We start from the raw sequence: 22157 nt of genomic DNA, 5'->3' as shown, positions 1-22157 counted from the left end.
ACAATGTCGCCGACATGAATACTGGCGCGGTGCCACCTGGTGGTCACCGCGCTTTCTTGAGGAATCTATGCATTTGAATGGAAAAATGGCGGCGCTGTGCCTGGCTGCCTGCGCAAGCCAGTTCCCCACTGCCATGGCGGCACCCGCGAGCCCTCAGACGGCAACGCAATCCGAGCCCGCCGTACGCACGCGCGACCTGCTGTTGCTGGGCGCCGGCCTGATCCTGCTGCTTGGCAGGCGCCGGCCCGAATACGATACGTGGCATGTACGGCTGCAAGACTAAACCAGCAGTAGCACTGCGTACTCGCGGCCCTCGTCGCGCAGGGCGATGCTGTTGCCACCCTGTGCCACGCCATCGAGCGACAAGCCCGCAGGCCGTCCCTGCGCCTGTTCCACCGTGATGGCATAGCTGCTGGCGCCAAAGCGGTAATGCAGCTTGAAGCTGTTCCACTCTGCGGGCATGACCGGCACCATGCGCAGCACGTCCGCTTCGCGCGTCAAACCGAGCAGGGATTCGACGATCAGCCGGTACAGCCAGCCCGACGACCCCGTGTACCAGCTCCAGCCGCCCCGTCCCACGTGGGGCGCCACGGCATACACGTCGGCCGTCACCACGTAGGGCTCGACCTTGTAGCGCTGCACCGCCTGCGCGTCAACGCCGTGGCGCACGGGATTGATCATGCGCAGCAGTTCCCACGCTTTTTCGCCATCGCCCAGGCGGGCAAACGCCATCGCCGTCCAGATGGCCGCATGCGTGTATTGGCCGCCGTTCTCGCGCACGCCCGGCACGTAGCCGCGGATATAGCCGGGATTCAGGCTGGACTTATCGAACGGCGGATCGAGCAGCTGGATCACACCCGAATCGCGGCGCACCAGCCGTGCATCGACCTGGCGCATGGCGCCGGCGACCCGTTCCCTGTTGGCCGCGCCCGACAGCACACCCCAGCTTTGCGAAATCGAATCGATCTGGCATTCCTCGTTCGTGTGCGATCCCAATGGTGTGCCGTCGTCGAAATACGCGCGCCGGTACCATTCGCCATCCCACGCATGTTCCTCGACGTTGGCCGCCAGCTTAACGGCTTCATCGCGGCAGAACTGGGCAAACGGCGCATCGCCGCGCAGCACGGCCACTTCGGCGAAACGCTGCAGCACTTCGTACAGGAAGAAGGCCAGCCACACGCTCTCGCCCTTGCCATGTTCGCCCACCTTGTCCATGCCGTCATTCCAGTCGCAGGAACCGATCAGCGGCAAGCCGTGCACGCCCAGACGCAGACCGTGGCGGATGGCGCGCACGCAGTGTTCGTACAGGTCCGCCGACTCGCCCGAGCGCACGGGCAGGTCGTAATACGAATCCTCTTCCGGCTTGACGGCGCGCCCCTCGATGAAGGGCGCCACTTCCGACAGCACGTTGACGTCGCCCGTGGCGATCACGTAGCGGCAAGTAGCCAGCGGCAGCCACAGATAGTCGTCGGAACAGTGCGTGCGCACGCCCCGGTCCGACGGCGGATGCCACCAGTGCTGCACGTCGCCCTCGACAAACTGGTGCGCCGCGCACAGCAGCAAGTGCTTGCGCAGCAGCTGCGGCGCCGTATGGATCATGGCCATCGCATCCTGCAGCTGGTCGCGGAAACCGTAGGCGCCGCCCGACTGGTAATAGCCGCTGCGCGCCCACAGGCGGCAGGCGATGGTCTGGTACATCAGCCAGCCATTGGCGATCACATCGAGCGATGGATCGGGCGTCTCGATGCGCACGGCCCCCAGGGTGCTTTCCCAGTGCGCACGCACCGCGTCGAGCGCCATGCGGGCCGCTTCCTTGCCCGCATGGCGCTGCACCATGGTGCTGGCGTCCGCATTGCGGCGCCCGCCCACGCCGAGCAGGAAAACGATTTCGCGCTCCTGCCCCGGCTGCAGTTCAAACGGTACCTGGATCGCTGCGCACGGGTCCAATCCCGTGCCCGCCTTGCCGGACAGGCGCACGCGGCGCAAGGCGGCTGGCTGCGCCAGACTGCCATTGCGGCCGATGAATTCATTGCGGTCGCAAGTGATGGAACGGATGCTGGCATCCGTATTGAAAAAGCCGACCCGGCCCGAAAACTCCGTGTTGTAGTTATTGCGCGCAAACAGGGCGCCGCTGATCGTGTCGACTTCGGTGGCCACGTGCATGCCGGACTTGGCGCGCAGGTCGGCCATCACCCATTCCATATAGCCCGTGACGGACAGGCGGCGCGGCACGCCGCTGTCGTTACGCACCTTGATGACAGAGTATTTGACGGCTGCGTCCAGCGCCACATAGGTGCACAATTCGGTGGCGATGCCCCCTTCGCTGTGCTCGAACACGCTATAGCCGAAGCCGTGGCGCGTGACGTAGTCGCCGCTGCCGCGCGCGGGCAGGGACGAGGGCGACCAGAACTGGCCGCTCTGCTCATCGCGCACATAGAACGCTTCGCCGGACAGGTCGGAGACTGGGTCGTTCTGCCATGGCGTGAGGCGGAATTCATGCGCATTTTCGCTCCACGTATACGCCTGGCCGGCTTCGGACACCACCGTGCCGAATTGCGCATTGGCCAGCACGTTCGACCAGGGCGCCGGCGTCTGTTTATTTTCTCCCGTCGTGATCACATATTCGCGCCCGTCGGGCGTGAAACCGCCCAGGCCATTTTCCAGGATCAGCTCGCGCCTTGGCGCCCGGTGCGGCACGCCGCCGTGGTCGCGGGCCGGGTCCTGCAGCAGCGGCGGCATGCGCAGCACGGGGCTGGGCGGGCGCTTGACCTGCTCGGCCAGAGTACCGCGCAAGTCGCTGATGATGGCGCGCGCCACCGATTGCAGCAAGATGCGGTCTTCATTGGCGATCTGCTCGGCCAGGCGCACGAAGATGCCGCCCGGGCGGTCGATCGCCTGCGCATCGATGCCCGAGGCGATCAAGCCCATGATCTGGTCGTGCAGCAGCTGGCGGTAGCCCGATTGCTCTTCATACCAGATCACCAGGTCCACCACCAGCCCCTTCAGGCGCCAGTAGGCATGCGCCTGCACCATCTGGCGCGCCAACTCGATATTGGCCGAATCGCGTATCTGCAGCAACACGATGGGCAAGTCGCCCGAGATGGCATACGCCCACAGGCCGGACTGGCCCCGCTGGTTCTTGATCAGGATGCTGGCCTCGGCGCGCAGGGCCGCATTCGGATAGATCACGGCATTGGCCAGGCGCGCATACAGCTGCGCATCGGCTTCGCTGGCATTCAACTGGCGCAGCACCACCTGGCTGTGCGTCCAGGCCAGTTCGAACACGCGGTCGGCCAGGTGGCGGTCCTGGTATTTGTCGATCAGGTGCAGCGCCGCCTCGCGCTGCTCGACCATGCCCGTCACGCTGTCGACCGTCACGGCCTGGTCCGGGGCCAGCGTGATGACGTAGCGGATCGCCACGATGGGGTCCAGCACGGAACCGTGGCCGCCGCTCAAGGGGCCGCTTTCCTGCAGCGCCTGCGGCAATTGCGCCGTGTTGCCGCGGCCGATGAAGCGCGCGCGGTCCGTCTCGAACGAGACTTCGTAGCGCTCGATATCGTGCACGGTCATCACATGCAGCAGCCACGGCATCTGCTCATCCTTCGAGCGGGGCCGGCGCGTGCATAAAATCGCCTTTTCATGCGCGAGGATTTCAGTCTGCACGAACAGCTTGCTGAACGCGGGGTGGGCCGCATCGGCCGCCGCCGGCGCCATCACCACTTCGGCGAAACTGGTGATCTCGATGCGCCGCTGGCGGTTCGAATTATTGCTGATGCGCGTGCGTCGGATTTCAATGTCGTCCTCGGGCGAGACGACGATTTCCGTGTAAAGGTCCAGGCCATGGTCGGCCCGGCGGAACTCAGCCCGCCCTTCCGAAAAAATCACTTCGTATTTCTTCGGCTCGGCCAGGGTCGGCTGGTACATGGTGGACCAGACGGCACCGTCGTCGAGGTCGCGCAGATAGCAGAAATTGCCCCAGTTATCGCGCGTGCTGTCTTCGCGCCAGCGCGTCACGGACAGGTCTTTCCAGCGGCTGTAGCTGCCGCCCGCATTGCTCACCATGACGTGGTAGCGGCCATTCGACAGCAGCTGCGTTTCCGGCACGGCGCTGTTGGCTTGCGTAAGGATGCGCATCGGCATGGCCTGTTCGGGGACGCCGCTGCGCAGCACCGCCAGTTCGGCCGTGTTCGAGTAAAACGCACCGGCCTGCGGCGTGCGTTCCTGCAGCACCAGCAAGGCCGATTGCAGCAGCGGATCGGACTCGAAACGGCGCTGCATCGGGCGGTCGTGCAACAGGTAACTGAGGGCCAAAAAGCCCATGCCCTGGTGGTGCACCATGAAGGAGCGGATGATGGCGCTGCCCTGCCCGCGCGGCAGGCGCGCCGTGGTGAAATCGATGGCTTCAAAGAAGCCGTAGCGGCCCATATAGCCGGCCGCCTGCATCCGCTGCAGGTTCTGGCACGACGCCTCCGGCTGCACCATCAGGCCCATCATGCTGGCGTACGGCGCCACCACCAGGTCGTCGGCCAGGCCCCGCTTCAAGCCCAGCCCTGGCACGCCAAACGCTCGGTACTGGTAATTCAGGCTGGCGTCGACCGTGTTGTAGCCGGACTCGGAAATCCCCCACGGCACATCGCGCTGGCGTCCGTAATCGATCTGCGCCTCGATGACGGAGTGGTACGTCTGATCGAGCAGGGTGTTCGGATAATTCGGCATCACCAGCAGCGGCATCAGGTACTCGAACATCGAGCCGCTCCACGACAGCAGCACGGGCTGGCCCGCCACCATGCACAGCTGGCGGCCCAGCGCGAACCAATGCTCCTGCGGCAGCTGGCCCTGGGCGATGGCGATGAAGCTGGCCAGGCGTACCTCGGAAGCGAGCAAATCGTAGTAGCTGGGGTCCAGGCGCCGTTCGCTGACGTTGTAGCCGATGGCCAGCAGTTTTGTCGATGGGTTGTACAGGAACGCGTATTCGATCTGCGCGAAGTCGCGCGCTTGGCCCGCCGCGTGGGCGATGTCGCGCATGTGGCGTCCCGCCTGGTCGCGGCCCTGCGCCAGCAAGGCGGCCAGCTCGACAGGCAGGCCTTCCGGCGTTTCCAGGTTGGCCAGTTCGCGCAGGGTCGGCATGCGCATCAGCACCGCATCGACATCCACCTGCCCCGCCCACGGTGCCAGTTGCAGCAATTCGGCCAGCGCCGCGCGGCACTGGCGCGCCAGCGCACCCGCCCACATGGACAGTTCGCCATCCTCGCTTTGCAGTGTCAGCGACAGCAGCGCGTCGGCCGCGCCATTCACCGCGCCCAGGTAGGCATGCCATTCGCCCAGAGTGGCGGGATGTGCCACTGCCTGCAGCAGGCTCATGCTGTCGCGCATGGCCTTGCCCTCGCCTTCGGCAGCGATGAATTCCTGCAGCACCTGCGCCGTCGTGCGGATACCCTGCACCACCTGCGCGCCGATGATGGGCGCGTCGTACAGTTCCACCAGTCCCGGCTGCAAGGTCAGCAGATGGCCGGCCAGGTTGCCGCTGTCGACCGTCGAGATGTACATCGGTTGCAGCGCCTTGAGCGTTTGCGTGTCGTACCAGTTATAGAAGTGGCCCTGGAAGCGTTCCAGTTCGCCCATGCTGTGCAAGGTGGCGCGGCTGCGCTCGATCAACTGGCCCAGGGTGAGGTAACCGAAATCGTAGGCCGTCAAATTCGCCAGCAGCGCCAGGCCGATATTCGTCGGCGAGGTGCGGTGCGCCACCACCAGGTTCGGATGCTCCTGCATATTATCGGGCGGCAGCCAGTGGTCATCGGGACCGACGAAGGTATCGAAATACGCCCAGGTCTTGCGCGCCACGCCGTGCAGGAAGCGTCCCTGCTCGGCCGACAGGCGCGCCACGGCCCGCTCGATGGGGCGGCTGATCCACCAGGCGATGGCGGGTGCGACGAGCCATAACAGCAGCACCACGGCGGCGGCCGGCAAGGCTTGCGGACGCCAGGCCAGCAAGGCGCCGAAGGCGGCCAGCGCCAGCGCGGGCGAGCACCACATGGCGCGCCAGCTGTCGGCCTGCGAGCCGGAAGAACTGTGCAAATTCGAGGCGCGCCAGTCGAGCAAGTGCTTGTGCGACATGCCCAGGCGCCACAGGGTGCGGGCGATGGCGTCCAGGCTGATCCACGCTTCGTACGGCAGGAAGACAAGCGTCAGCATGGCGTGCGAAAACTGCACGCCGCAGCGACGCTCGAACGCGGCCAGGTGCTGGCGCCACAGGGTGTCGCGCGGTTTGCGCAGCAAATCGTACAGGGCCGAAAACACGGGCGGCAGGAAGATGATGGCCAGCACCGCTGCGCTCCAGAAAGCGACGTGCGGCAAAAAGCCCCACACCAGCAGCAGGGACAAGGTGGTGGCCGGCGCCACGACGCTGCGGCGCAGGTTGTCGAACAGCTTCCAGCGCGACAGCATCGACAGGGGATTGCGTTCGCGCTTGCCGGCGCGGCCTGGAACCCGGCCCAGCAGCCAGCCGAGCAGCTGCCAGTCGCCGCGTATCCAGCGCTGGCGGCGGCTCACGTCGGCGTCATAGCGGGCCGGATATTCCTCGTACAGTTGCGAGTCGCTGAGCAGCCCGGCGCGCAGGTAACAGCCTTCCAATAAATCGTGGCTGAGGATTTTATTATCGGGCAGGCGCTGGCCCAGCACGCGCTCGAACATGTCGAGGTCATAGATGCCCTTGCCGATGAAGGAGCCTTCATGAAACACGTCCTGGTACAGGTCCGACACGGTGCGCGTGTAGGGGTCGATGCCCGGCTCACCGCCGCACAGCAGCTCGTAGCGCGAAGCGTTCGCGCTGGGCAGCGCCACGGCCACGCGCGGCTGCAGGATGCCGTAACCGGCCACCACGCGCGTGCCGGCCGCGTCCAGCACGGGGCGGTTCAGCGGGTGCATCATGGTGGCGATGAATTCGCGCGCCGCATCGCGCGGCAGCTGCGTATCCGTGTCGAGCGTGATCACGTATTTGATCGTGCGCAGGCCGCGCAACTCGCCTTCCACCAGCGAGAATTTGTCGCGCGCGCCGCCGCGCAAAAACGCGTGCAGGTCGGACAATTTACCGCGCTTGCGCTCCTGTCCCATCCACGCATTCTGCTGCGAATTCCACAGGCGCGGACGGTGCAGCAGCAGGAACGGCCCCACATGGCCCAGCTCTTCGGGGCCGGCCGGGTCGCCGTTTTCCTTGAACGCGACGCCCTCCACGCGGTATTTCTCGTTCAAGCCGCGGATGATGTCCTGCGCCTGGCGCAGCAGGGTTTCGTCGCCCGGCATCGTTTGCGCCTGCGCGTCGACAAAGTCCGTCAGCAGGCAAAAGCGCAAGTTCGGGTCGCGGTTGGCGAGATAACGCACTTCCAGCGCCTCGCACAGGGCCGCCACGTTGTCCTCGCTGTAGATCAGGGTCGGTACCACGACGATGCCGCGCGCATCCGACGGAATGCCGGCCTGGTAATCCATGCGCGGCAGCGGATGCGGCGACGTCATCAGGGTCGCCAGCCAGTTCACCACGGCCACGGCCAGCTGGCTGCTGCCCAGCAGTGCCAGCGCGCCCAGCGCCGCCAGGGGCCAGCCCTGAACGCCATGGCGCACGGCGCGCTCGAGCAGCAAGGCGCTCGTCGCCAGGGTCAGGAACGAGATCGCGCCCAGGTAGACGGCCAGCGGCGCCGCGCGCGCCGTATGCTGCAGCGCTTCGATGAAGGGCAGCTTCGCGCCGGCCTGCTTTTCCAGCACCAGCACGCCGCGCCCCACCAGGTAAAAGCCGATGTGGCCGCGGCGCGCGTCATTGCCGTTGCCGTGCGTGTGCGCCAGCTGTACCACCATCTCGGCCACTTCCACTTCGCTGCGCGCGCTGCGCCTGGCGATGCGTTCGATGGCGTGGCGGTAGCTGTCGCGCGTGGCGAAATCCATCAAGCCATAGGTGCCGGCCGGATCGAGGCGCAGGGTCTGCTCGACCACGCTCATGGTCTCGACGAATTCCTGCCAATCCATGGTGCCGAGAAAACGCAGGCTGCCGATGCTGTTGGCGATCGACACCTGGTCGGCCGCCTGTTGCCCGATTTCGGACTGTATCTGCTGCTCGATCGTGAGGCCCGACTCGGCCAGCTTATGCGTCAGCCACGACAGCGCCAGGGTCAGTGACGAACTTTGTCCCTGCAGGCGGCGCGACAATTCGGCCACGAAGGCGCTGGTCATGGGCGGGTTCGAACGGGCCATGTCGGCCACCAGCAGGATCAAGCCGCTGGGATTGCGCTCGGCGATCTCCGTCATCTGGTCGGCCCAGGTATTGGCCAGGTCGCGCTGCATGCGGTCGTCGGCCACGCGCGCGGCGACGCGGCGCAGGTTTTCGATCAGGGCCAGGCGCAGCATGATGGGCACGGCCCACAGCTCACCCAGGGTCAAGGTGGCCACGTCCTGGTAAGCCTCGACGAAGTGGCACAGGTTTTCCAGGTCGACGCGGCCATCGCCGTGCGAGATGATTTCCAGCGCGATCTTGTACACGCGCGGGCAGCCAGCGTCCGCGCCGGAAGTCAGGCGTGGCAACTCCTTGCTGTAGTTCTTCGGCAGGTGGCGCCGCGTGGTGCGGATCTGCTCTTCGATCAGGTAAAAATTATCGAGCAGCCATTCCGAGGCGGGCGTGACCTGGCGCCCGCTCTTGACGGTCGCCGTCAGCTCGTTGACGGTGGCCGTGATCAGGGCCGCATTGTCGGCCAGGCGCGCCAGCAGGCGGTCGCGCCCATGGTGTCGTCCCACCGCATGGCCGGCGGCCACGTGCTTGCCGTGGGCCGCCATCTGCATGGCGCTGAATAATTCGGAACGCAAGGGCAAGGCATCGTCGCGCGCGGCGTCGAAGGTTTCCGGTGCAAGGGAATGGTCGCGGAAGATTTCTTTAACTTTGGAAATCTGTTCCTTGATCTGCTGCGTGACAACTGCTGTGTACTCTTTCAACTTGGCCTCGCTAGGTGCGCGCAGGCAACCAGCGGCCGCCGTCACGCTGGCCCAGTCTGGAAGAACACGATCGGACACTGGCGAAGACGGAAAGCGAAGCGCCGGAGCGTTGCGACGAATCTCAGGGTGTAGGGAGATTTTCTCAACTTCATCGTAGGGGCGCCCTGCGCGCAAGACCGTGCGCTAGCGTACATACCCAGCGCTTTAGGGGCGTGCCGGCAAGGAAATCAGCGAGTGAAACGGGAGAAAGATTCCTGGAGGAAATGAATAGTGGGAAAGGAGTAGCGGCACCGTGCCAATGATGGCACGGTGCAATATTTCACGGAAGAAAGTTCAAGCCGCTCAGGCAGCGATGGCCAGCGGGTGACGCGTCGCCTCCGCCATCGCCATGCCGCCGTTGAGCTGCCATGCCGCACCGTGACCGAGGCGGCGCAGGCAGGCGGCGGCGCGCGCGCTGCGGTTACCGCTGCGGCAGAAAAAGACCAGCGGACGCTGCGGCTGCTGCAACCATTCAGCCACCTGTCCCGCCAGGCGGCTCAGCGGTACGCTGTGCACGGCGCAACCCTCGAACACCGTGCCGGCGCACGCCGCGTGTTCATACGCTTCGCGCACGTCGACGAGGATGGCCTCGGGATGCTGGCGCAGGAAGGCGGGCAAGGCGGCCGCATCGAGCTGCAGTTCGGCGCTCGGCACGATACCGTCCCATACGGTGCGCACGGTACCGCAAATGCCGCCATCGTCGCCTGACGCGCACAGCACGGTGTCTTGCGTCACCAGCGCCGCATCCAGCAAGGGCGTCAACGCCTCAGGCGCCAGGGCACCGATGAAGGCAAAGCGCTGCTCCAGCAGATACACATGGTTTTCGCCACACTCGACGCGTCGCAGGCGCTGCTGGCCCAGTGCCAGCTCACCGTCGATATCGATGCGGCCCACCTGTTCGATGACGAGTTCCTGCAGCAAGGCCAGGCGCGCCACGCCATGGTCGGCCGGGGCGGCCGTGTGCACGATGGCGCGCAAGGCCAGATGCTGGCAGCGGATGAAGGCGGCCAGGCGCGGCACCAGGGCGGCGACGGGATCGATGACGACGCAACTGGCGCTGGCAGCGTCGCTGAGCAGCCAGGTGCACTGGCCATCGACGCTCAACTGGATTATGCCGTCCTGCGGCGATGGCGCCAGCGCCGATGGCAGCAAACAGCTGCTGCGCAGCGCTTCGCCGCAACGCTCGATGCGCGCGCAGGCGGCCGTCACCGTCGCCGCATCGATCAGGGGGCCGAACGACAAACGGATGGCCGAGCTGGCGCGCCATTGCGGCACGTGCATCGCTTCCAGCACATAGCTGGGCAGGGCCTTGGCGGCGGAACAGGCGCTGCCCGAGCTGACGCGCACGCGCGCCGCGTCGAACAGGTCCAGCAGCTCTTTCGAGGACAAGCCGGGCACGGAAAAATTGAGCGTCGTCGGCAGCGACAAGTCAAACGGCATATTGAAGACGATGCCCGGGAAAGCGCGTTCCAGGCTGGCCACCAGCTGCTCGCGGAAAGCAGCCAGGTCGGCGTGGCTGCGGAAGGTCTTGCCATCGTCGAGCGCGGCCAGCACGGCGCCCAGCGCGGCGATGCCGGCCATGTTTTCCGTGCCCGAGCGCAGGCCCGCTTCCTGGCCGCCGCCCATCATCAGAGGGGTGAACGGCGCGCCGGCGCGCACATACAGCATGCCGATGCCCTTGGGCGCATACAGCTTGTGGCCGGAAAACGGCGCGTAATCGATGCGCGTGGCGGCCAGGTTCAGCTTCAGCTTGCCCAGCGCCTGCACGCAATCGACCATCCAGTAGGCATCGGCGCCCCGTTCCTGCAGCAGCTGGGCGATGGCGGACAAGTCGCTGACGACGCCCGTTTCATTATTCGCCGCCATCGTGCACAGCATGGCCGCATCGCCGATCAGCGCATCGAGCGCCTGCAGATCGTGGCGCCCCTGCGCATCGACAGGCAGCTTGCGCACTTCCAGGTTCAGGCCCAGGAGCCGGTTCCAGTGCGCCAGGCTTTCCGGCACGGCCTTGTGCTCGGTCGCGCCATACAGCAGCAGGCTGCCGATGCGCTTGCCCGCGTCGCGCCGTTCGCGCAGCGCGCACAGGGCCGACAGCACGGCCGTCTGGATGCCTTCGGTGGCGCCGCTGTTGAACATCAACCGGCCGTCGCCCACGCCCAGCAGGCCGCTGGCGCGCTGGCGCACGCCATCCATCATGGCCTTGGCCTGCAATCCCGTGGCGTGGGTGCTGCTGGGATTGCCATAGCCCTGCTCCATCGCTTGCCGGGCGGCGGCAACGGCGGCGGGCAGCACGCAGGTGGTGGCATTGCTGTCGAGGTAGATTTCTTTCATGATGGCAGTCCGGGGATTCTATAAATAAAGGGGCAGCACCTGCGGCTGGAACGTATGAACAGTCTACCGGCACCCGTCCGTGAAGATATGCCAAAAGACACTGCAAACACGGTAATATGCAGCATGTTCATACTATAAAAACAGGAATAGTAAAATGCATTCACCAAACAGCCTGCTCGACAAATTCGACTGCGCCATCCTGGCCGCCCTGCAGCAGGATGGCACCTTGTCGATCGCCGCCCTCAGCGAGAAGATCGGCTTGTCGAGCACGCCGTGCTGGAAGCGGGTCAAGCGCCTGGAGGAAGAGGGCTATATCGAGAGCCGCGTGGCCATCGTCAACCGGCAAAAAGTGGGGTTGCCCGTGACCGTCTTCGTCAGCGTGCGCACGGGACAGCACGATGAAAAATGGCTGCGCCGCTTCGCCGCCGCCGTCATCGTCTTGCCCGAGGTGCAGGAATTTCACCGCATGAGCGGCGATATCGACTACCTGCTGAAAGTCGTTACCACCGACATCAAGGGCTACGACACCTTCTATAAAAAGCTCATCAAGGCGGTGCAGCTGACGGGCGTGTCGTCCGCCTTCTCCATGGAACAAATCAAGTGCAGCACGGAATTGCCGCTGGAATTGATCGCCCACGGCTTGCCTGCCTGACCCATTTTCGCCGCATGGCGAACAAGCATGAAAAATCGGCATGATTGCCTGCTTCTTGCGTTGCTGCATTGCAACATAAATAGCCTGAAAGCAGCAATGGTGCAGTGAAACGCACGGCCCGGCCGGTATACTGCAGGCTTGCCTGCCCGCTTTTCTGCCGATTGTGCAGGCCATCATTCAAGGTCTTCCATGTCACTGCTCCGCCGTCTCTCCATCCAGAAAAAACTCCTGTTCAGCATGGGCTTGTGCCTGCTGCTCTTCATGGCGATCTCGTCCTTTCTCAGCGTGCGCATGAGCAGCGATTACGTGCGCGAACGCGTCGTCGGCCAGGAATTGCCGGCGCAAGTGGGCGAGATCCGCAACGATGTGCTGCGCCAGATCAGCCAGCCCCTGTCCGTGGTGCAGACCATGGCCAACGATGTCTACCTGCAAGACTGGGAAGACGCCGGCTTGCCCGACAGCGGTATCGCCACCTTCCAGCGCTACGCCACCGTGGTCAAGGAAAAGAACAAGGCCGCCTCGATCAACTGGGCGTCGGCCAGCACGGGCAAGTATTTCACCACGGAAGGCTTGCTGCGCACCTTGGACAAGAACCAGGCCGCCGACCAGTGGTTTTATGGCTTGCTGGCCGGCGACAAGGCCTATACGCTCGACATCGACAAGGCGGAAAACTCCAGCGACCTGATGCTGTACCTGAATGCGCGCGGCCAGACGGCGGGCGGCAAGCAGATCGCGGCCGGCCTGGGCCTGTCCATCAATGCACTGGCCGACACCATCCGCAGCTACAAGATCGGCCAGACGGGCCATGTCTACCTGGCGCGCGCCAACGGCGTGCTGCTGGTGCACCGCGACACGGCCCTGGCCGACGGCAAGCATCTGCTCAAGGATTTGCCCGGCTTTAGCGACACCCTGAGCAAGAGCCTGCTGACGGGCAACAAGTACGCGTACGCCATCTACGACGCGCCGGCGGGACGCCAGTTCGTCGCCGCCTCCTTCGTGCCGGAATTGAATCTGTATGTGATGGCCGAAGTGCCGGAAGCGGAAGTGCTGGGCAACGTCACGCGTTCGGCCCTGATCGCCGCCCTGATCGCCGGCCTGGTGGGCGGCGGCATCGCCCTGCTCATCATTTATGTCATCAGCCGCGCCATCGCCGCCCCCGTCGCGCGCGCGGCCGACATGCTCAGCGAGATCGCCAGCGGGAATGGCGACCTGAGCCGCCGCATGCCCGTCGAATCCGAAGACGAGGTCGGCGCCCTGGCCGCCGCCTTCAACCGCTTCGTCGCGTCGCTGAACGTGACGATACGCGAAGTTCGCGACAGTACCGGGGCGATTGCCAGCGCATCGAGCCAGATCGCGTCGGGCAACCTGGATCTGTCGGCGCGTACGGAAGCCCAGGCGTCAAGTCTGGAAGAGACGGCGGCGGCCATGGAAGAGCTGACATCGACCGTGAAACAGAACGCGGACAACGCGCGTCAGGCCAACCAGCTGGTGGTGTCGGCTTCAAGCCACGCCGTCAAGGGCGGCGAAGTAGTCGGACAAGTCGTGCAGACGATGGGCGCGATTACGGAAAGTTCACGCAAGATCGCAGATATTATCGGTGTGATCGACGGCATTGCCTTCCAAACCAATATCCTCGCGCTGAACGCAGCGGTCGAGGCGGCGCGCGCGGGCGAACAGGGACGCGGCTTTGCCGTGGTGGCAACGGAAGTGCGCAATCTGGCGCAGAGGTCAAGCCAGGCGGCGAAGGAAATCAAGGACTTGATCGTCGACTCGGGCAGCAAGGTGGACGCGGGCAGCAAGCTGGTCGACTCGGCCGGCGCCACCATGCAGGACATCGTCGTCTCCGTACAAAGAGTCGCCGACCTGATGGGAGAAATCGCTTCGGCCAGCCAGGAGCAAAGCCAGGGTATCGCGCAAGTCAATGCCACGGTCACGCAGATGGATGACGCCACCCAGCAAAATGCGGCCCTGGTGGAAGAAGCGGCGGCGGCAGCCCAGTCCCTGCAGGATCAGGCCGGGCGGCTGGCGCAGGTGGTCAGCGTGTTCAAGCTGGAAGAAACCGGGCATGCCGCGTAGCAGCCGGCCGGCAAGCCGGCGCTGCCCAAGCCGGCCCGTCCGGCACTGGCCAAGGCAGCGGCACCCGCAGCGCGCCCGACAGCGCCGGCCAGCGATGCGTGGGAAGAATTTTAAGGGTGCTGGAAAACGCTTAAATCGCCGGCGCTTTCACGCTCGCCGCTTGCTTGAAGAAATCATAAATGCCGCTCTCGCTCATGCGGCGGGCATTCGCCAGTTCGCCGCCCTTGGTGGCGTACAGCATCTGGTTGTTGTCGCTCGATACGAGCACGGCGGCGGGGATGCCTTTCTTGAGCGGATTACCATAGGCTTGCGCCACGTCAAGGTTATGGTCGAAGTTACCCACGTCGACCTTGACGACCTTGAACTGCTGTTGCATCAGCTCGGCATTCTTGCCTTCCTTCAAGGCCTTGTCGAGCGCGCGGCAATCCTCGCACCAGTTGGCGCCAAAGATCAGCAGGACTGGCACGTGCGCCGCCTTGGCCTCGGCCAGCGCGCGGGCCACGTCGGCCTTGGCGTCGGCCGCCGCGTTGTACGGCAAATGCGGCGTGGCGACAGGGTTGGCCGGTGTGGGGGCGGCGGCAACGGCGGTGCCGGCAAGCAGCAGGCTGGCAAAGAAAAGGAAAACGAAACGGGAAACGCGCATGCGGGACTCCTGAGAGAGATCGTGAAGCCAGCTGAACAGCTGCCAGCGGGCGTGATTGTCTAGAATATGCGTACCTGTAGGAAATATCCACCATTTAATTGCACTGTGCTTATGCGAAAAACGTATAAGCACGCCAAGTATAAGCCGCTTGAACATGCCAGACAGCCTGCCCCCAACGCTATCCGGCGCCGCGCGCATGCTGCGCAGCACCTATCCCGGCGGCATGCCAGACTCGGCGTACTTCGCCGTGCTGGCCCTGCTGTATGAACACTTTTCCGACCGCAACCTGGCCGAGCTGATGGCCGCCGTCACGCACCAGGATGCGGCGACGGTCCTCAATGACATCCATGCCTGCGCCAGCAGCAAGCGGGAACCGTCCGCCATCGCGGCGGCCAGAAACTTGCTGGCGCGGCACGGCCTGCACGCCGTCTGCGCCGGGGATTAATGCCCGCAGGCAGCGAAATGGAACGCATGGGATAATATCGGGCTCACACAGAGCAACGCGGCCCGAACGCGCCCTCCCCATGACAACTTCTTTCCTGGCACGCTGGCTGCCGCAACCAAACAACGGCAGCCGCCGCGAACAATTGCGCGCCTGCGCGGGCGCCATCTGCGGTCTGTTGCTCACTGGACTCATCTGCCACTTCCTGCTGGCCCCCGACAGCGCCAGTGTCTACCTGATCGCGCCCATGGGCGCCTCTGCCGTGCTGCTGTTCTGCCTGCCGGCCAGCCCGCTGGCGCAACCGTGGTCCGTGGTGGGCGGCAACGTCGTCTCCGGCCTGGTGGGCATGGCTTGCGTGAAGTGGCTGGGATCGAGCGTAGGCGTGGCGGCGCTGGCCGCCTGCCTGGCCATCGGCGCCATGTTTGCCCTGCGCTGTTTGCATCCGCCGGGCGGGGCCGTGGCGCTCACCACCGTGGTCGGCGGCGCCAGCGTGCATGCGGCCGGCTTTGAGTTCGTCTTCATCACCGTGCTGTTCAATTCCGCCGTGCTGGTCGCTTGCGCCGTGCTGTACAACAACCTGACGGGGCGTCGCTACCCGCACATCCAGCAACTGGTGGCACCGCATCCGCACGCCACCCGGGATGACGTACCCAGCAACCGCCTGGGCTTTTCGCCGGACGACCTCGATGCCGTCTTGCGCCAGCACAGCGAAGTGCTCGACATCAGCCGCGACGATTTGCAAGCCATCTTCCTGCAAACGGAAATGCGCGCCTACCAGCGCCGTTTCGGCGTCGTCACCTGCGCCGACATCATGTCGAAGGATGTGCTCAACGTGGAATTCGGCACGCCGCTCGATGTTGCCTGGCGTACCATGCGCGAGCACGAGGTGGGCGCCCTGCCCGTGCTGAACCGGGCACGCCGCGTCATCGGCATCATCACGCAGACGGATTTCCTGCGCCATGGCGGCCTCGACGATTATCAAGGCATGCGCCAGCGGCTGCGCGGCTTGCTGCAGCGCAGCGGCCTGTCCCACGGCGACAAGCCGGAAGTGGTGGGCCAGCTGATGACGCCGTCACCGCACACGGCCCGCCTGGGCACGCCCATCATCGACCTCGTGCCCCTGATGGCCGACGCCGGCTACCACCATATTCCCATCCTCGACGAGGATGAACGCCTGGCCGGTATCATCAGCCAGTCCGACCTGATGGCGGCCCTGTACGAAAGCCGCTTTGCCGAGGCAGCCGCATGACGCCCTTCCAGGCACTGCTGACTGGCCCCGAGGGTGGTTCGGCCGGCACGCCCGTCAGCGCATATTTCTTCGGCAACCAGCTGGCCATCGACGCGCCAGGGCTCAGCATGGATATCGCACAAGTGGTCGTCAGCGTCGGCGGCGTCGATGGACCCGAGCTGTTCCTGAACTGGCTCGACGAACAAGGACGGCAAGCGTCGCTGAAACCGCTCGGCGCGGAGGACATCGCCATCGTCTTGCGCGAAGCGCCGGCGACGCTGCAACCGCAACTGCAGCGTTTGTGGGGCGAGCGCCAGCGCAACCGGCGGCAGGTGTCGGGCTGGCTGCTCGGTTTGACGGGCGCCACCGTCGTTGCCACGGCCCTGCTGTGGTGGCAAGGCGGCCATGCCGTCGGCGCGCTGGCGGGGCTGATTCCCCTGTCGACGGAAAAGCAGTTGGGCGAATTGGCCCTGGCGCAAGTGCGCGCGCAAGGCGGCATCAGCGAGAGTAGCGTGGCGCAGCAAACAGTGCAGGAGATCGGCCGCCAGCTGACGACCGGTTCACGCTACCAGTACCGCTGGCTCGTCAAGCAGGACGACACGGTCAACGCGTTTGCCATGCCGGGCGGCATCATCGTCGTGCATACGGGCTTGCTGCGCCAGGCGGGGGATCCGGGCGAGCTGGCCGGCGTGCTGGCGCATGAAGTGCAGCACGTGGAGCAGCGCCATTCGCTGCGGCAAATGATCAGCAGCCTGGGCTGGGGCGCCCTGGTGGGCGTGACCATCGGCGACATCAGCGCCGTGGCCGCCATGCTGGCGCACCAGGCCGGCACCCTGTATTTCAGCCGCGACATGGAGGAAGAGGCGGACCGCCTGGGTTTGCTGGCCTTGCAGCGCGCGCGAATCCGCCCGGACGGTATGCTGCGCTTTTTCCAGAAGCTCGACGACAAGGACAAGGCCAGCGTACCGGGATGGATTTCCTCACACCCGAAAACGGCGGCGCGCGCGCAGCAGATCCGCAGCCTGATCGCCGCCACGCCCTGCCCTGCCTGCGTCCCCTTGGCCAGCCAGCACTGGCAGGCGATGAAAGCCCTGGTCGCGCCAGCGGACAAATAGCAACATTTCTCCCGCACAATTTGTCCAAACGCACTGGGCAATGGCGTATGCTTACGCCCCGGCTGTTCCATCTTGAACGGCCACCCCGACCCCGCCAAGAACGCCTATCAAAACCTACTGCGCGTCGTAATTTGCGGTCTGCGATGCTCACTGTACCTTCGTACAGTTGCGCTTCTCGACCACAACTTCCTTCCGCTCGCTACGGTTTTATTAGGCGTTGTAAGCCTCCGTTCATTCCCTCCTTACAAAGGATCTCGCGCATGAAGCATCGTTTTGCCGCCGGCACCCTCGGCACCCTGGCCATCTCCCTGTTGCTCGCCCATGCGCCCATGACGCAAGCGGCCCAGCCCGCAGCCAAAACCGTGGCCGTCAGCGCGCCCAAAGCGAAGCAGCAGCTGAAAGTGCTGGCCGACCAATACTACGATGCGCTGGCCCGTTTCGAGCCGATCAATGCCACCGAGAGCGGCGACAACCGTTTCGACGACCAAATCGGTTCAGCCATCGTGCCCGCCGCGCGCGCAAAACAATTCGCGCTGTACCGCCAGTACCAGAAGACCCTGCGCAGCATTGCCCGCGCGCAGCTGTCGCACCAGGACCAGATCAATTACGATATCCTCGACTATGAACTGGCCACGGCGCTAAGCTTCGAGCGCTTCCCGGAATACCTGTTGCCCCTGAACCAGATGGACAGCATGCCCGTCACCCTGGCCAATTATGCGGGTGGAGAGGCATCGCAGCCTTTGACCACGGTCAAAGAATATGACGCTTACCTGAGCCGTATCGGCCAGTTGCCGGGCTGGATAGACCAGGCCATCGCCAATATGAAAGTCGGCATGCAAAAAGGCATCGTGCTGCCGAAGGCGCTGACGGAATCGGCCTTGCCACAATTCAAGAAACTCGTCAGCGCCACGCCGCAGGAGAGCGTCTATTACACGCCCATCAAGAACTTGCCGGCCAGCTTTTCCGACGCGGACAAGGCGCGCCTGACGCAAACCTACACCGTCATCATCGAGGCCAAGCTGATGCCTGCGCTGCAGCGTCTGTCCACCTTCATGGAACGCGATTACCTGCCGGCCGGCCGCACGAGCAGCGGCTGGAGCGCCCTGCCCGATGGCGCTAGCTGGTACCAGGCACGTGTGGCCAGCAGCACCACCACGGATTTGAAGCCGGAGCAAATCCACGCCATCGGCTTGAAGGAAGTGGCGCGCATCCAGGAACAGTACGCGATCGTGGGCCCGAAGATGGGCTACAACGGCCCGGCGGCCGGCTTGCCCGTGTGGGTGTCGGAACAGGCGAAATACCGCCCGTTCAAGACGGAGCAGGAAGTGCTCGACGTCTACCGCAAGCTGAACGTGCTGCTGGACAGCAAATTGCCAGCCCTGTTCACCCTGGTGCCGAAGGCGCCGCTGGACTTGCGCCTGGAACCTGAACTGAGCCGCGACACGGCCGCCGACCACTACACGGCGCCGGCCGCCGACGGTTCGCGCCCGGGCGTGTTCTGGTCCGTCGTCACGGATCCGAAACTGTATGGCGACACAGGCATGACCACGCTGTTCCTGCACGAAGGCAAGCCAGGCCACCATTTCCACCTGGCGCTGGTGCAAGAGATGGACTTGCCGAACTTCCGCCGTTTCGGCGGCAACAATGCCTTCACGGAAGGCTGGGCCCTGTATGCGGAAACCCTGGGCAAGGAAATGGGCCTGTTCGACGATCCGGCCCAGTATTTCGGCCACTTGAACGACGAGATGCTGCGCGCCGTGCGCCTGGTGGTCGACACGGGCTTGCACACCAAGGGCTGGACGCGCGAGCAGACGATCAAGTACATGCGCGACACCCTCGGTTACGACGCCGTGGCGAAAAGCGAAACGGAACGCTACATGGCCTGGCCGGGCCAGGCGCTGGGCTACAAGATCGGTTCGCTGAAAATCGTCGAACTGCGCCAGCGCGCACAGCAAGCGCTGGGCGACAAGTTCAGCCTGCCGAAGTTCCACGAAGTGGTACTCGGCGACGGCACCCTGCCCCTGAAGCTGCTGGAAGCCAAGGTCGACCGTTGGATCGCGCAGCAGAAGTAAGCGGCGGCGCCTGAAAACAAAACGGCAGCACCTCGATGGCGCTGCCGTTTTTTTTCGCCGCGGGCGTTTCCAGCTACACCAGCAGCGCGGCGCTCATCGAGTGTACTTCCTCGGCCGATTCGGCCAGGATGCTTTGCAGGGTCTCGTTGTCGATAATGAAATCGATGACGGAATCGGAGGGCGTGAGCATTTCCACGTACGTCAGCTGCAAGGGCGACGGCACGGGCGACAGTTGCTTGGCCAACAACAAGGTATCGAGCAGGGAGTCGGGCGGGATGGACAGCAAGCCATCGCGCAAGCCTTCGATGGCTTCGCTCACGGCCAGCGGGATCAGCAGCTTCTTCATGACTTCGCGGGAAATGATCTCTTCGGCGGACTCCATCCAGTGATCCGTATCATCGTCGAGCAAGCCGGGGAACTCATCGGCACGCGACAGCAAATAAAAGCCGCCCACCTCATGCACGATACCGGCGAACAGCGCCGTGTCGGCATCGACGTGCGTCACGCGGCGGGCCAGCACGTGCGCCAGCGCCGCCACATGGGCCGTGTGCTCCCACAGCTGGGTCGCCTTCTGGCGCAGGACGGGGTCGATGATCTTGCTGCCAAACTGGCGCACCACCATGGCCGCCACCAGCGCGTACAGATTGCGGTAACCCATGCGCATCACGGCGGCGCGCACGCTGGTCACGGGCGCCGCATCGCCGCGGCTGTACACGGCCGAGTTGGCCAGCGCGACCGTGCGCGCCGCCAGCAAGGGTTCGCCCAGAACCAGCTTGATCGCATGGTCGATATGGCAGTCCGGTTCAGCCAGGGCCAATTGCAATTGCAATGCGGAATTCACACTCGTGGGAAACGTTAATTCTCCCCGCACTGCCTGGGAAACAATTAAACCGAAAGCCTGTAGTTTATTCATCATACGATCAATCCGCCTCAGATATTTTCCCAGCCCAAAATTTCATATGTCAGAAATTGAATGCCAGGCCCGGTCTTTAGAATACAGATGGCGTGTCATTCGCCTGCATGGAAGAATCTGGCAATGCCAGCGCATGCAATTGCGATTCATCGCCGATGACAAACAACTTCGGCTGCTGTAATACCTGCAGCAGAAATGGCTGGCCTTCACGCAGACGCCGGCGATAATCGGCCAGCGTATATAAGTTGGGATTGATTTTACGCCTCAAGGTTCGCTCGGCCGGCGCCAATCCCGTCAACAGATCGCCATAATTGGCTTCTTCGCCCACCAGCAGCAAATCGATGGCGCTGCCAGGCATGTCCTGTCCCTTCGCCGTGGCACCCGACACGAATGCCAGGTGCAACTGGGCACGCAATGGCGCCAGAGTCATGCTGAGGACGCCAACGATGCCGAAAGTTTTCTGCACCAGTCCGCTCAATTCCGGATACACGAGGCTTTCCTTGTTGGGCCAGAAGCGCCGCACATTGCCGATCCGCTCCGACGTTATCAGGCCGGACTCATGCAAGCGGCGCAGTTCCCGTTGCGCCGACGCGCTGCCAAGGCCGGTCAGGCGCATGATCTCGTTCAAGTGAAAGCCTTCATTCACGCGGACAAACAGCAATCCCAGCAGTTTCTGCTGGGCGGGAGTAAACAGGGCTTGGGCAATCATGCGCCAAATCTTAGCATGAATAAACTGATAATTGGCGTGACCCGCCATGCCCGGACATTTGCGCAACACGTGTGCCGGCCGCGACCAGTGGCGGCCGTGCTGGCGGTACTCGGTATCGCCGGACACGCCACGGCACGCCCCGTAACAGCGCCGAAGAGGAAAATCAATGTGAGCGCTCACTACAAAGCGAATAAGGCAACAGTAAAAATTCGGGGAAAAAGAAGGTGATTGAATATGCCTGACCATCAAAATATGTGGATGCCGGACAGATTAATTATATATACCTTGATTCATTTTAATTTTTTCCCGCAAGCCGATCATAATCAAAGCGAGACCCGCATTAAAACGGTCGTCGATTTCCGCATTAAAGATGGCATCCATGGATGCGAGCACATGCGGATAATGGTCGGCCGCCATGGCGGCGAAAGCGGCACGCCGGTTCGATAATGCATGCATCGCAGCGCTTCCCGGTCCCGCGCCTTGCGCTTCCATGACAAAACCGAGCACATAATAGAGCAGCGTAAATGCGCTCCAACTGGCCAGTTTCTCCGACGCCCCGGCTGTACGCATCGGACCGATTAACGCTTCGGCGACGCGAAACACGTTTTCCGATATCACATAGGTACCGCCAAAGACGCGCACGCCATCGCGGCGGGCCGATAACGCCGTGCGCATTTGCGCCGCCACCTGGCGCAACTGCGCTTCCCAGCCCGCATCCGCATCGATGCTCCTTGCCACGTCTTCGATCAGCACGTCGGCCATGCCATCAAGCAAAGCCTGCTTGTTCGCGAAATGCCAGTACAGCGAAGCGGCCTTGATGCCCATCGCGTCGGCCAGGCGGCGCATGGTCAAGCCTTCGATACCCACTTCGTCCAGCAGCTCGAGCGCCCTGGCCACCACGGCTTCGCGTTGAATTTTCATTTTCCTGTCATTTCCCTTGAAACTCTAACGTCGTTAGTTTACCATT

At 64.0% G+C, this 22157-nt stretch carries 12 protein-coding genes; 6 read left to right on the top strand and 6 right to left on the bottom strand.

What is annotated here, in order from left to right:
* Window positions 1-279: 279 nt before the first annotated feature.
* Together O3301_RS13320 and O3301_RS13315 are read right to left on the bottom strand one after the other, a co-directional pair.
* Window positions 280-8907, bottom strand: a complete 8628-nt coding sequence (locus O3301_RS13320; protein ID WP_369812197.1) for a GH36-type glycosyl hydrolase domain-containing protein — start codon at window positions 8905-8907, stop codon at window positions 280-282.
* A 405-nt stretch (window positions 8908-9312) separates the two neighbouring features.
* A complete protein-coding gene (locus O3301_RS13315) occupies window positions 9313-11340 on the bottom strand; it encodes an aminotransferase class V-fold PLP-dependent enzyme (RefSeq protein WP_305056595.1) in 2028 nt (675 codons plus the stop codon).
* A 154-nt stretch (window positions 11341-11494) separates the two neighbouring features.
* Here O3301_RS13315 and O3301_RS13310 point away from each other — a divergent pair, with 154 nt between their 5' ends.
* Window positions 11495-11992 (top strand): Lrp/AsnC family transcriptional regulator, encoded by a 498-nt coding sequence (locus O3301_RS13310; protein WP_305056594.1) that lies wholly within the window; start codon window positions 11495-11497, stop codon window positions 11990-11992.
* A 189-nt stretch (window positions 11993-12181) separates the two neighbouring features.
* Window positions 12182-14068, top strand: a complete 1887-nt coding sequence (locus tag O3301_RS13305) for a methyl-accepting chemotaxis protein (RefSeq protein WP_305056593.1) — start codon at window positions 12182-12184, stop codon at window positions 14066-14068.
* Window positions 14069-14198: 130 nt separating this feature from the next.
* Here O3301_RS13305 and O3301_RS13300 read toward each other — a convergent pair whose 3' ends face one another.
* Window positions 14199-14711: a co-chaperone YbbN gene (locus O3301_RS13300; protein WP_305056592.1), complete on the bottom strand. Its 513-nt coding sequence runs from the start codon at window positions 14709-14711 to the stop codon at window positions 14199-14201.
* Between the two features lie 154 nt (window positions 14712-14865).
* Here O3301_RS13300 and O3301_RS13295 point away from each other — a divergent pair, with 154 nt between their 5' ends.
* The 4 genes from O3301_RS13295 (at window position 14866) to O3301_RS13280 (ending at window position 19568) form a co-directional block, all read left to right on the top strand.
* Window positions 14866-15156 carry a DUF3349 domain-containing protein gene (locus O3301_RS13295; protein ID WP_305056591.1) on the top strand — a complete coding sequence of 97 codons (291 nt, stop codon included), beginning with the start codon at window positions 14866-14868 and terminating at the stop codon, window positions 15154-15156.
* Between the two features lie 79 nt (window positions 15157-15235).
* Window positions 15236-16402 carry an HPP family protein gene (locus tag O3301_RS13290; RefSeq protein ID WP_305056590.1) on the top strand — a complete coding sequence of 389 codons (1167 nt, stop codon included), beginning with the start codon at window positions 15236-15238 and terminating at the stop codon, window positions 16400-16402.
* Window positions 16399-17496 carry a M48 family metallopeptidase gene (locus O3301_RS13285; protein WP_305056589.1) on the top strand — a complete coding sequence of 366 codons (1098 nt, stop codon included), beginning with the start codon at window positions 16399-16401 and terminating at the stop codon, window positions 17494-17496. The genes O3301_RS13290 and O3301_RS13285 overlap by 4 nt, the downstream gene beginning before the upstream one ends.
* Window positions 17497-17756: 260 nt before the next feature.
* Window positions 17757-19568 carry a DUF885 family protein gene (locus O3301_RS13280; RefSeq protein ID WP_305056588.1) on the top strand — a complete coding sequence of 604 codons (1812 nt, stop codon included), beginning with the start codon at window positions 17757-17759 and terminating at the stop codon, window positions 19566-19568.
* Between the two features lie 73 nt (window positions 19569-19641).
* Here the strand turns inward: O3301_RS13280 and O3301_RS13275 are convergent, their stop codons facing one another.
* From O3301_RS13275 to O3301_RS13265, 3 genes are all read right to left on the bottom strand, one after another.
* Window positions 19642-20481 carry an HDOD domain-containing protein gene (locus tag O3301_RS13275; protein WP_099668278.1) on the bottom strand — a complete coding sequence of 280 codons (840 nt, stop codon included), beginning with the start codon at window positions 20479-20481 and terminating at the stop codon, window positions 19642-19644.
* A 76-nt stretch (window positions 20482-20557) separates the two neighbouring features.
* Window positions 20558-21238: an ArsR family transcriptional regulator gene (locus O3301_RS13270; RefSeq protein ID WP_305056587.1), complete on the bottom strand. Its 681-nt coding sequence runs from the start codon at window positions 21236-21238 to the stop codon at window positions 20558-20560.
* Window positions 21239-21460: 222 nt separating this feature from the next.
* Window positions 21461-22111, bottom strand: coding sequence for a TetR/AcrR family transcriptional regulator C-terminal domain-containing protein (locus O3301_RS13265; protein ID WP_305056586.1), 651 nt, complete (start codon window positions 22109-22111; stop codon window positions 21461-21463).
* Between the last annotated feature and the right edge of the window lie 46 nt (window positions 22112-22157).

The organism is Janthinobacterium sp. SUN211 (genome assembly GCF_030587315.1).
GTDB lineage: Bacteria > Pseudomonadota > Gammaproteobacteria > Burkholderiales > Burkholderiaceae_D > Janthinobacterium > Janthinobacterium kumbetense.
Note: the sequence above shows the minus strand (reverse complement) of the source record. Positions and strands in the feature narration are given on the sequence as shown.

Coding starts and splice junctions, on each gene's coding strand:
- O3301_RS13315 (WP_305056595.1), bottom strand. CDS start 11,340: ATGAAAGAAATCTACCTCGACAGCAATGCCACCACCTGCGTGCTGCCC.
- O3301_RS13310 (WP_305056594.1), top strand. CDS start 11,495: ATGCATTCACCAAACAGCCTGCTCGACAAATTCGACTGCGCCATCCTG.
- O3301_RS13305 (WP_305056593.1), top strand. CDS start 12,182: ATGTCACTGCTCCGCCGTCTCTCCATCCAGAAAAAACTCCTGTTCAGC.
- O3301_RS13300 (WP_305056592.1), bottom strand. CDS start 14,711: ATGCGCGTTTCCCGTTTCGTTTTCCTTTTCTTTGCCAGCCTGCTGCTT.
- O3301_RS13295 (WP_305056591.1), top strand. CDS start 14,866: ATGCCAGACAGCCTGCCCCCAACGCTATCCGGCGCCGCGCGCATGCTG.
- O3301_RS13290 (WP_305056590.1), top strand. CDS start 15,236: ATGACAACTTCTTTCCTGGCACGCTGGCTGCCGCAACCAAACAACGGC.
- O3301_RS13285 (WP_305056589.1), top strand. CDS start 16,399: ATGACGCCCTTCCAGGCACTGCTGACTGGCCCCGAGGGTGGTTCGGCC.
- O3301_RS13280 (WP_305056588.1), top strand. CDS start 17,757: ATGAAGCATCGTTTTGCCGCCGGCACCCTCGGCACCCTGGCCATCTCC.
- O3301_RS13275 (WP_099668278.1), bottom strand. CDS start 20,481: ATGAATAAACTACAGGCTTTCGGTTTAATTGTTTCCCAGGCAGTGCGG.
- O3301_RS13270 (WP_305056587.1), bottom strand. CDS start 21,238: ATGGCGGGTCACGCCAATTATCAGTTTATTCATGCTAAGATTTGGCGC.
- O3301_RS13265 (WP_305056586.1), bottom strand. CDS start 22,111: ATGAAAATTCAACGCGAAGCCGTGGTGGCCAGGGCGCTCGAGCTGCTG.